Below are 10,980 nucleotides of genomic sequence, written 5' to 3'. Positions count from 1 at the left end.
TGATCAGAACTGCATGGGCTTCAGATCTTCCTCGGGAAGGTGCGCTCCTTCATGTCACCCCGCCGAGGGCCATCCACAGGTTCTGATCATTGCTCCCCAGCGCGATGGTGTCGACGACGAGCGAGGACTTACCCGACCCGGACACTCCGCAGACGCCGGCCAGCACGCCGAGGGGGACGCGGACGTCAAGTGAATCGAGGTTGTTCTCCCGCACTCCGGTGACCTGCATCCAACCAGTCGGCTCCCGACGGCGGTCGCGGAGCATCGCAGGAACCCGTCCGTCCAGAACCGCCCGCGTCACCGACTGCGGGCTGTCCAGTCCGACCAGGCGACCACCCGATCGCCCGGGACCGGGACCGATCTCGACGATGTCGTCGGCGGCACGGATGACGATCGGGTCGTGCTCGACGGCGATGACGGTGTTGCCGGCGGCCCGTATCTCGGTCAGCGTCCGGGCCAAGGCGTTCACCTCCGAGGGATGCAGGCCGCGGGAGGGCTCGTCGAGCACGACCGTCGTACCGACCAGTCCGGCGCCAAGTACCGACGCCAGTTTGATTCGTTGCGCCTCGCCGGCCGACAGCGTCCAGGTCGACCGGTTCAGTTGCAGGTAGCCCAGACCGACGGCACGGAGGAAGCCGAGCCGATGCAGCGCGCTGGACCGGGCGTCTGCCGCTTGCAGATCGTCGGGCACGTCCATCGAGGACAGGACGGCCTCCAGGTCGGCCAGCGGGGTCGAGAACAGCTCATCCCGTCCGCGTCCCTGAAGGCGGATTGCCAGGTACGGCGGACGGAGCCGACGACCACCGCACTCCCGACACGGAAACTCGGTCGAGTCCTTGCCACCGACGTCGTTCGCGGCCCAACTGTTCAACCCGACCCAGGACGCGTCGCCGTACATGACTGCGTGCCGGGCCTCGTCGCCCAACTCCGTCCACGGGGTGCTGTCCAGGTCGAACCGATACCGCTCGGCCAGCGACCGCATAGGCTGCTCCATGCCGCCGGTGGCGCGGAACCAGGCCAGGCTGTCGCCGAAGACGCCGTCGACGATCGGCACGTCCGGCGCCACGATCAACTTGGTGAAGTCGAATTCCCGCTCGACTCCGAGTCCCAGGCACTGCGGACAGGTCGACACCGGTGACCCCACCAGATGTCGCGGCTCGATCGGCACCGCACTGGTCCCGCAGTCGGCACAGCTCCACGCTGCCTCCGGCTTCGGGGACGTCCGGCGTACGGCGTCGTTGCCGCAGGCAAGGCAGGTGCGGACACCGGCACGGGCGATGATCACGGCGAACAGGCGGTCGAGGTCGCTGGACCGACCGACGGTGACCCGGTCGGCATCCCAGACGTAGAAGCCCGGCCCGAGCGCGCCGAAGGTCCTGCCGGCCCCGTCGATGCTCATCGTCGGGCCCAGCCCGGTCAGCGAGTCGACCGGAGCCTCCGGTCCCTCGCGGACCGACTGGCGCTCGTAGACCGACAGGCACTCGAGCAGCCGCCTGGCCGCCTCGGACTCCACGACGTTGTGGACCAACGACGACTTGCCCGAACCCGAGACGCCCGTGACGACAGTGAACCGACCCTTGGCGAAGTCGACGTCGACAGCTTGCAGGTTGTGAGCGCGGGCACCGCGGACCCGGATTGCATCGCTGGACCGTCGGTCGGTACGCGGTTCGGCGCGCGGACGTACCCGCGGCTGCTTTTCGGCAACAGGCGCCCCGCAATGCTGCAGGCGTCCGCCCGCGGGACCACCGCCCGGGCCTAGATCGATGCGCCAGTCGGCGGCGGCGATCACGTCCGGCTGGTGCTCGACGACGACCACCGTGCAGCCGTTGTCTGTCAGCCGGTCGAGCACCGCGAGCAACCGATCAAGGTCGCCAGAGTGGAGACCTGTCGTGGGCTCGTCGAGCAGCACGAGGTCGCCCGTCCGCGCCTTGGCCACCTCGCGGGCCAGCCGTACGCGTTGGGCTTCCCCACCGGAGAGGCTCGGAGACGGCTGCCCGAGCGACAGATAGCCGAGCCCAACCTCCTGCAGGGACTGCAGGATGCGGATCACCGACGGGTGCTCGGCGAACACCGCGCTGGCCTCGTCAATGCTCAGCGCCAACACGTCGGCGATCGACCGACCCGCCCAGGTCGCCTCGAGGACCTCGGGTCGGTAGCGCCGGCCATCGCAGGCGTCGCACGGAACCCAGATCGGCGCCAGATAGCTCAAGCCGATCGCCACCGATCCCATCCCCTCGCAGTCCGGGCAGGCGCCCTCGGCCCGGTTGAAGGTGAAGTCCGCTGCGGAGCGTCCGGTCTCGTTCGCGAAGACGTCGCGGATCCGGTCGAGCACCTTCGTGTACGTCGCCGGATTCGACCGTGGGTTGTTCCCCAGCGGCGCCTGATCCACCGCACGAGCCCGGGTCACCGGCGCGTCGAACGACGCGCACCCGACTGGTTCACCCTCGCGCAAGGAAGCCAACAGCACCCCGTGACTCAGGGTGGTCTTGCCTGCCCCTGACGGCCCGGTGATCACCGTCAGCGCGCCGAGCGGGACCTCGCAGTCGACATCGCGGAGGTTGCGCAGGCTCGCGCCGGTGACCCGGATCCGCTCGTCGGAGACCGGGCGTCGCGAACGTTGCCGGCGAGCGCTGCCGGAGAAGCTGATGCCCGACGCGGTGCCTGCCCGCCACAGGTCTGCGGGCGGTCCCTGAAACACCAGTCGGCCTCCGGCCTCGCCACCGCCGGGGCCGATCTCCACGACATCGTCGGCCATGGCGACGGCCAGTGGGTCATGTTCGACCATCAGCACCGGGCCCGGCAGGGCGACAATGGCGTCGAGCAGTCGACTGAGATCGCTGTGGTGCAACCCGATGGTCGGTTCGTCGAGGACGTGCAACAGGTCTTCGAGACGCCCGGAGAGCACGACCGCGAGCCGGGTGCGTTGCGCCTCTCCGCGCGACAGCGTCGGCATCGACCGGTCGAGGGCGAGGTAGCCAAGACCCACCTCTTGCAGCGGACGCAGGCGTCGTAGCAACTCGTCTTGGATCCGTCGAGCGCGCGGCCCCAGTGAGAGCTGCTGCACGAATTCGAGGACCTCGCTCACTGATCGACCGAGCAGCTCCTGGAGCGTGACGCCGGCGATGCGGTGTGACGACGTGTCGTTGTCGCCCCGGAAGGCTGACGGTGCGAGTGGTCGGACCCACGCGCCGCACTGCGGGCAGATCGGTGCCCGCAGGACCGACGTACCGCCGAGCAGCACCTCGGGTCTGCCCAACGCATCGGCCTGCTCCAGAGTGGCCCGGACCTCGCCTGCCGACACGCCAGGCCGAAGGGTGGCCACTCGTACGACGACGTCGTGCGGCAGCGCCGGGTCGAGGCGGGTCGCTGCCGTCGCTGCCAACGGGCGTCCGTCGACGGTGACCTGGGTGAACTGTCCCCGGACGCCGGCAAGCAGGAGCGCGTGACTGCCCACCAGGCCTCGCACGATCGCGACATCGACATCGAGTTCGTCGTTGCGAGCGAGCAGATCCAGCGCGGTGGCAAGGCGCTCCTCGGCGGAAAGCGCCCGGACCGGCACGTGGCAGTCGGGGCATTCGACCTCGGCGAATCGTGAGTACAGAATTCGCAGGAACGGATGCAGCCCGACCGATGTCGCCAGAGTCGAGGCCGGGTTCCGGTTGAGGACGTTCTGAGCAACCGACACCGCGGGTCCCAGACCCTCGATGCGCCGGACGTGCGCAGCGGGAACCCGCGCTCTGTTGCCGCCGAGCGCCAACGACTCGACGAACCGGCGCCGCGCCTCCGCATAAACCACGTCGAACGCCAACGACGACTTACCCGACCCCGACACACCGACGACCGCGGTCAGCCCCGGCCCGAAGGACACATCGACATCGCGCAGATTGTGCTCAGCCGCACCGTGTACGTCGAGGACCCGCTCGTTTCGGCGCCTCAGGCCAGGACCACGCCCGGGCGCACCATCTCCCGCGACTCGGCGATCCACCCCGCCATCCTTGCAGCCTCGTGTTGGAAAACGACCAACTTGGACCAGCAATGCAGCGCAGCTTGATCACCAAGAGCAACTCGACAGTCAGTCCGGCAAAAGCTCCGCGCCCGCTGTGCGTAGCTGCTGCTCGGCTTCGTCTCGCCGTTTCCGGAGATGGCGCAGAGACTCCTCCAGTGCGGCAACCTCCCCGGGCCAAGCCCGGTCGTTCGCCTCGGCCAGGCGGGATTCGGCGTTGCTGGTCATCTCGTCGATCCGCGGCAGTTGGCTGGGGTCGACGCGCAGGAACCGGCACCTCGCCAAGATCACTTTGCCGCCGCCGGAAGCCGCGATGCTCTGGCCGGTCACGCGCCGATCCCCAGCAGTTCGAGGACGGCTGCGACGCCGCCAGCTCCCGCAGATACCCCGACGCCGCATCATGCTCGAGTTCCGGGAACAGCACCCTCCATCGCAGACCCGACTCGAACTCGACCCACGACCCGGCTCAACGTTTGGCACGCCACACCCTCTCCCGGTACCCGCTGTAGCACCAACTGGCGCCCAGAAGAGTTCAGTCAACTAGTCTTCATTGAACCCCTCAATTACCGCTCCATCTCAGGCGTCAGCTGCCTACCTGGCGGCCGCACCCATCCACGTCCGATTCGCACTGACTGCGGCAGCGTTGCCGCGTGCTCCGGGCGGTTGCGTACTGCGGCCGCCCGGCCGGCCGGTAGACCTGGAGCGTTATGCCCTTCGAGAAGGCGCGCGATTCGAGGTCAAGCGCCGTGACTGGGCCGCTGTCGGGGAACAGTCGCGTGCCCTCGCCGACGACCACCGGGACGAGCACATTCATGTCGCTGACGAGGTCGTTCTCGGGTCGTCGGGCTCGAGTGGTGTACAGGACGCGCGCCGGGGGATTTGCTGGTCTTGGGACCACCGGCGGATGGCCGCCCGGGTCGGTGATCACGCATCGGGGCAAAGATGCCACTGGCTGGCATCAATCCAGGCAGAGTCGCCCGGTCCGCGCTCTGCTCGACAGGGGGTACCCGTGCTGCCGGGGCATTCGGGTGTGACCGAACGCGTCACGCGGCCGGGGGCACAGAATGGAGGGGACCAATGCGTAGGCTCGCACTGGTGGTCGGAATCGTCGTCGCATTCGCGTTGGGCGGAATGCCGTCGGCGGTCGCCGCCAATCCTGAGGCCAGCCGCTTCAGCTTCACCGAATCGTTCACCGACGGCGACTTCTGCGGCACCGGCGAGGCGGTGCAGGTCTCCGTGACCGTCAAGGGAACGGAGTTCCTCGCACCCAACCAGCCGGTCGACTACCGCAATGTCACGGAGGTCAAGGTCGTCTACACGAACCCGCAGAACGGCGCCACCGTCGTACGACACGCGGCTGGACCGCTGTCCCAAACGATCGTTTCGGGTGACCCGCTGGGTGTGCACACGGTCGAGCTCGTCCTCGGCGGGCTGTCGGGGATCCTCCGTACCGCCGACGGCGCCGTCCTGCTCGGCGCCGGCTACATCGTCTTCCGCGAGACCTTCAACGGCGAGGAGTTCATCAGCAGGGAGATCCTCGTCGACAGGGGACCGCACCCCAACCTCGAAAGCGACTTGGCGCTGTTCTGCGAGGTCACGACACAAGCCCTCGGCCTGACCTAGCGGCCCGTGGAGGCCGGCCGCGGCTCTGGCCTGGTGCCTGACGCCGCGACGGATCAGCCAGCTGCCTCGAGGAGGTCATGCTGGAGTTTCGAGATGGTGGCGGCGAGTCGGGTGTCGGGGCGGAGGCCGTCTCTGGTCGCGCTTGACTCGGTCACCGACACTTGGGCGAGGACGTTGCCGACGACAAAGTTCACGTTGGCGGTTGCCGTGAAGCGTGTGGGCGACGACTTCTTGGAGAGTCCTGAATCCGTCCAGGTGCGGGAGATTCCCCGGACCGTGAAGGTGTCGCCGTGCTCGTATTGGTCCCAGAAGCGGTCCTGGAGGGTTACTGCGCCCTCGTGAGAACGGAACCGGTACAAGTACACAACCAGTCGTCGGCCGTCGGACGACATGCGGATGCTGACGTATCCGCGGACGAATCCGGTCCGGGCGAGCAGCTTCCGATCCTCCTCCGGGGTCCCGGACAGCTTGCTGACGAACCGCTTGGCGTCGAACGGACCGACCCGTTCCCGATCCCAGTCCCGAGACGATGTCCGAGTGAAGGTGGCGGATCGGACGACCAGCTGCGCGAGATCGTCCTGCCGCGGCGTGGCAGTCGCCCGTGGCGATGCGGCTCGTGACGGTGTCGCCGCAGGAGTTGGCGCAGGTGATGCCGGGGTCGCCGAGGCTATCGTCGATGCCGTCGGTGGCGGCGTGCTCTGCTCGGCGGTGCCGCCGCAGCTGACCAGCAGTGGTACGGCGAGCAGGGCAAGTCCGGCACGCATCATTTGGTGTTCCTTCCTCCCCGCCGGACTCGCTCGTCCGGCCGAGAGCAGACCCTACCCGGCGTCGGGGTGGTGGTGCGCGCACACTGCGATGACCGCTGATGACGATCACCCCCGACAACTGGGATGAGTGGCTCGACCCCCGCACCACCGACGTCGACCACATCAGCGAACTTTGGCGCTGTTGCTCGACGACAGCCGGGAGATCTACTGACTCGCCAGGGCGGGGTCCGACGACATGCGAGCATGGAAGGCTGGCAGATGTGTCATCGGAGGACGATTCGCTGCCCCCACCACCTCGCGCCGCTGTGTGGCTTACCAATCCGTCAGGGCGGTGAGCGGGTCGGTGGTTGCTGGAGCGGATGGGGTCCAGGTGGTGCCGACTTTGCGGTACGGGTGCCAGTGACCGTGGTGGTCCAGGCGGAGCTGGGTGTCCGGGCCGACGGTGATCCGGTTGTCGAGGATCTCGACGGTGAACTCGGCGGCGGTGAGCTCGGTGCGGGCGCGGGCCAGGTCGGCCGGGGGTGGGGACCAGGTGTGCTCTAGGACGTCGAGGCCGGGGGCGCCGCCGTACTTCCAGGCTTGGATGCCCAGAGCAAGCTTCTCGTCGGCCAGCGCGTCGGCGAGCTCCGGGAAGTCGGCGGCCAGCCGGACGCTGTCCTGCCACTCGTCGAGCACGTGTGGCTCCGGCGCTCCGTGCAGCAGCGCGTTGAGCACCGCCCGCGCCCGGCGCGACGCGTCCAGCACGAGCAGCGCCAACGTGGTCGGCGACATGCCCTCCGGCGGCTCGATCCCACCGACCGCCAACTCGTCGAGTGTCACCTTCCCCGGCAGCTCAGGCACGTCAGGCAACTCGGCAACCGGCGTGGACAGAACGTCGGCCACCGCCACCCCAGCCGGCTCCAGCCGGCCGCTCCCAGCTGCCCCCCGGATGCTGCCCCCGCCCAGGCCTCGGGTGCTGCCCTCGCCCAGGCCTCGGGTGCTGGCCCCGCCCGGCCCCTCGGTGCCGCCCCCGCCCGCCGCGGCGGTTGTCTCACCGTCCGCGACCGGGGCATCCGCTGCGGACGCCGCGTTTCTGTTGCGGAGCTGCCGGCTCTGGAGTTGGTCCAGGAGGTCCTCGCGGGACCGTCCGCGGAGCAGGAGCAGGACGAACGGGTCGGAGTCGAGCAGCCAGGCGACCTGGTAGGAGAGGCCGGCGGCGTGCTGGCAGGGGAGCTCCCAGCCGTCGCACGTGCAGGTGGAGTCGAGATCCCCGATGCCCGGTAGCAGCGGAACGCCGGCATCGGCCGCCGCCTCCACCAGGTCATGTGGCATCTCGCCGTCCAGCAACGCCGCGATGTGACCGGCGCGCTCGGCGACCTGGTCGAGGAAGCGGCTCCACTCGTCGGCGCTCAATTCGTCGACCGTCACGACGGCCTCGTAGGTGTCCTCGGGGGAGTAGACCGTGGCCGCGATCCGCCCCGGGCTGATCGTGATCGTCCCGACCTGCCCGGAGTTCGCGTACCGGCGGCCCTTGCGCAGTTGGTCCGAATCCAGCGACGTGTCCTCCAGCGCCTGCACCCAGGCCCGCGCCCACCACGACCGTCCGCGCGTGCTCCGCCGCTGCGCCGCGAACGCCGGGAACCCTCGTGCCTCAGTCATCGCAGGCCTCCTCGCAGCTCGACCAGGTCGGCCAGCTCGGCGTCGGACAGCTCGGTCAGCGCCGCCTCACCACCCGCGAGAACGGCCTCGGCCAGCTCGCGTTTGCTCGCCAGCATGGCCGCGATCCGGTCCTCGATGGTGCCCTCGGCAATCAACCGGTGCACCTGGACCGGCTTGGTCTGACCGATCCGGTACGCCCGGTCGGTCGCTTGGTCCTCGACCGCCGGGTTCCACCACCGGTCGTAGTGCACGACGTGATCGGCCCGGGTCAGGTTGAGCCCCGTCCCAGCCGCCTTCAGCGACAACAGGAACACCGGCACGTCGCCCGCCTGGAACCGCTCGACCATCTCCTCACGCTTCGGCACCGGCGTCCCACCGTGCAGCAACTGGGTGCCGATGCCACGGTCGGCCAGGTGCCGCTCGAGCAGTCTTGCCATGGCGACGTACTGCGTGAAGACGAGCACGGCGCCGTCCTCCGCCACGATCGTCTCGAGCAACTCGTCGAGCAGCTCGAGCTTGCCGGAGCGGCCGGTCAGCCGGGCGTCGCCGCTCTCCTTCAGGTACTGCGCCGGGTGGTTGCAGATCTGCTTCAGCCCGGTCAGCAGCTTCACGATCAGCCCGCGTCGCGCCATCCGGTCGCTGGCCTGCACCTCGGCCATCAGCTCGCGAACCGTCGCCTCGTACAGCACCGCCTGCTCGCGCGTGAGCGACACCGGCTGATCCGTCTCCGTCTTCGGCGGCAGCTCCGGCGCGATCCCGGGGTCGGACTTGCGGCGCCGGAGGAGGAACGGGCGGACCAGTTTGGCCAGCCGCTCGGCGACCTCCTCGTCCTTGTCCGCCTCGATCGGCGCGGCCCACTGGTTCCGGAACGTGCCGAGCCGGCCAAGTAACCCAGGCGTGGTCCAGTCAAGGATCGCCCACAACTCGGAGAGGTTGTTCTCCACCGGCGTACCGGTCAGGGCGACCCGTGCCTGTGACGGCACGGTCCGCAGCGCCTTCGCCGTACCGGACGATGGGTTCTTCACGTGCTGCGCTTCGTCGGCGACGACGAGCGCCCAGCGATGAGCAGCAAGACGTACGGCGTCCCGCCGCAACGTGCCGTACGTCGTCAGCACGAAGCCGTCCTCGGCGCCGTCGAGGGACCGAGCCGACCCGTGGAAGCGCCGTACCGGTGTGCCCGGGGCGAACCGCTGGACCTCCCGCTCCCAGTTGCCGAGCAGCGACGCCGGGCAGACGACGAGCGTCGGGCCGGCCGTGTCGGGGGAGGCCTGGCGATGGAGGTGGAGTGAGATGAGGGTGATCGTCTTGCCCAGACCCATGTCGTCGGCCAGGCAGCCGCCGAGGCCGAGCGAGGTCATCCGATCCAGCCAGCGAAGACCGCGCAGCTGGTAGTCGCGCAGGGTGGCTTGCAGGCCGGTGGGCGCTTCGATGAGCTCGTCGGCGCGGTCCGGGTCGGCGATCCGGGCGCGCAGATCCTCGAGCCATTGGGCCGGCTTGACCGCGATCTGGCGGCCGTCGATCTCGGTGCTCCCGGTGAGCGCGGCGCCGAGGGCGTCGATCGCGGTCACGGGTTTGAGGATCCGCTCGCGCGCCTTGCGGGCCAGCTCGGGGTCGATCAGCATCCACTGGTCGCGCAACCGGACCACCGGGCGGGTCGCCTCGGCCAGTTGGTCCAGCTCCGCCTCGGTCAGCGGGTCGTTGCCGAGCGCAACATGCCAGCTGAAGTCGAGGGTCGCGTCCCCGCCGAAGAAGCTCGGCAGGTCGCTCGGCGGACCGTCCGCCGAGGTGATCGCCGCCCGCGCGGTGAGCGCCCGCCCGAGGCTGCGCGGCCAATGCAGGTCGACGCCGGCTGCGGTCAGCCGCTGAGCCCCGCCCGCGAGCAGGTCGGCGACCTCTTCGTCCGACAGCTCCATCCGATCCGGTACGGCGGACTCCAGCAGCCGGCCCAACGGCGCCCAGACCCGCCCGGCCCGTCGGATCGCCAGTGTCGCGTCGATCCGTGCCCGCGGCCCGAACCCGGGCACATCCTCGGCCCAGACGTCGTCCGCATCCCGCACGAGCGTCGGATCCTGCAAGCTGTGCAGCTGCACGACCGCCCGAAACGCCATCGTCTCCGGCAGCTCGACCCGCAACGAGATCCGGACCCCACTGTCCAGCCCGACTGCCACCTCGTCGGCCCATCCGCGCAACCGCTCAACCCGCTGAGGTTTCGTGCTGGTGAAGAGGTCAGTCCGGTGAGCCTTCGCCGCAGCCGGCGACCGAGGCATGCCATCCGCAACCGCGTCCAGGAAGCTCCGCAACAAATCCTCAGCCACCGGCAACCGCACCCCGGCGACCCCACCTCCCCGACCTCCCGCGTCGGCGGATGCCGGCCCCTGAGCACCCGCACCGCCCAGCCGACCGCCGACAGTCACGCCAACGGTGGCCCCGCCAGAGACGGAAGCGCCGGCTGGCTCAGGGGCGGCAGGTGATGTGCTGGAGGGTTCAGTGGGAGGTGGTTGCAGGGGGAGGGCTCGGGCGGTGGGCGGCATTGCTTCTGCCAAGGACAGGACGCGGTGGACGTCGTCGGCGTCTAGTGGACCTACTCGCCAGGCGTCGTGGCCGGCGGGGGAGACGCCGGGTAGCAGCTTGCCACGGGCAACGAGTTGGAGGGCGGCCAGGGACGCGGCGCCCCAGAAGGCCGCCGAGGGGTGCGCAGCAGCTGCCTGCCGGGCTCGGCCGAGCAATGGCACCGCGTCGGCAACCGGGAGCACGATCGCGCGGACGGTCCTCGGCTCCGCGTCGACGATCAGGTCCAGGTGTGTCTGCTCACCGGCGCCGAGCGGGAGCTGCCCGCCGTCCGGATCCCAGAAGCACACTCGGCCTGCTCGTGGTGGGTCGGCCGGTTTGAAGACCACCGCACAACCAGCCAGCTCCTGCTGCCCCGCTACCGCCAACCCCAACACCCTC

The 10,980-nt window shown here is 69.5% G+C and carries 6 protein-coding genes; 1 reads left to right on the top strand and 5 read right to left on the bottom strand.

Translation table 11 applies throughout. The features are described 5' to 3' along the window. Positions 1-49: 49 nt before the first annotated feature. Together ACIBL3_RS25715 and ACIBL3_RS25710 are read right to left on the bottom strand one after the other, a co-directional pair. Entirely contained in the window at positions 50-3,985 is a 3,936-nt protein-coding gene (locus tag ACIBL3_RS25715; RefSeq protein WP_396356100.1) for a hypothetical protein, read from the bottom strand. Between the two features lie 87 nt (positions 3,986-4,072). Continuing rightward, a complete protein-coding gene (locus ACIBL3_RS25710) occupies positions 4,073-4,333 on the bottom strand; it encodes a hypothetical protein (protein WP_396356099.1) in 261 nt (86 codons plus the stop codon). Positions 4,334-5,080: 747 nt separating this feature from the next. On the opposite strand from ACIBL3_RS25710, the gene ACIBL3_RS25705 reads away from it, so the two are divergent. Further along, positions 5,081-5,626: a hypothetical protein gene (locus tag ACIBL3_RS25705; RefSeq protein WP_396356098.1), complete on the top strand. Its 546-nt coding sequence runs from the start codon at positions 5,081-5,083 to the stop codon at positions 5,624-5,626. Positions 5,627-5,679: 53 nt separating this feature from the next. Here ACIBL3_RS25705 and ACIBL3_RS25700 read toward each other — a convergent pair whose 3' ends face one another. The 3 genes from ACIBL3_RS25700 to ACIBL3_RS25690 form a co-directional block, all read right to left on the bottom strand. Further along, positions 5,680-6,393 (bottom strand): hypothetical protein, encoded by a 714-nt coding sequence (locus ACIBL3_RS25700; RefSeq protein ID WP_396356097.1) that lies wholly within the window; start codon positions 6,391-6,393, stop codon positions 5,680-5,682. A 312-nt stretch (positions 6,394-6,705) separates the two neighbouring features. Continuing rightward, the gene (locus ACIBL3_RS25695; protein WP_396356096.1) at positions 6,706-8,031 is read right to left on the bottom strand and encodes a hypothetical protein; all 1,326 of its coding nucleotides are present in this window, start codon (positions 8,029-8,031) and stop codon (positions 6,706-6,708) included. Continuing rightward, positions 8,028-10,976 carry an SNF2-related protein gene (locus ACIBL3_RS25690; RefSeq protein ID WP_396356095.1) on the bottom strand — a complete coding sequence of 983 codons (2,949 nt, stop codon included), beginning with the start codon at positions 10,974-10,976 and terminating at the stop codon, positions 8,028-8,030. Before ACIBL3_RS25690 ends, ACIBL3_RS25695 begins: the two co-directional genes overlap by 4 nt. Positions 10,977-10,980: the final 4 nt, after the last annotated feature.

This window comes from Kribbella sp. NPDC050124, assembly GCF_044460355.1.
In the GTDB taxonomy this organism is placed as follows: Bacteria; Actinomycetota; Actinomycetes; order Propionibacteriales; family Kribbellaceae; genus Kribbella.
Note: the sequence above shows the minus strand (reverse complement) of the source record. Positions and strands in the feature narration are given on the sequence as shown.

Coding starts and splice junctions, on each gene's coding strand:
- ACIBL3_RS25705 (WP_396356098.1), top strand. CDS start 5,081: ATGCGTAGGCTCGCACTGGTGGTCGGAATCGTCGTCGCATTCGCGTTG.
- ACIBL3_RS25700 (WP_396356097.1), bottom strand. CDS start 6,393: ATGATGCGTGCCGGACTTGCCCTGCTCGCCGTACCACTGCTGGTCAGC.
- ACIBL3_RS25695 (WP_396356096.1), bottom strand. CDS start 8,031: ATGACTGAGGCACGAGGGTTCCCGGCGTTCGCGGCGCAGCGGCGGAGC.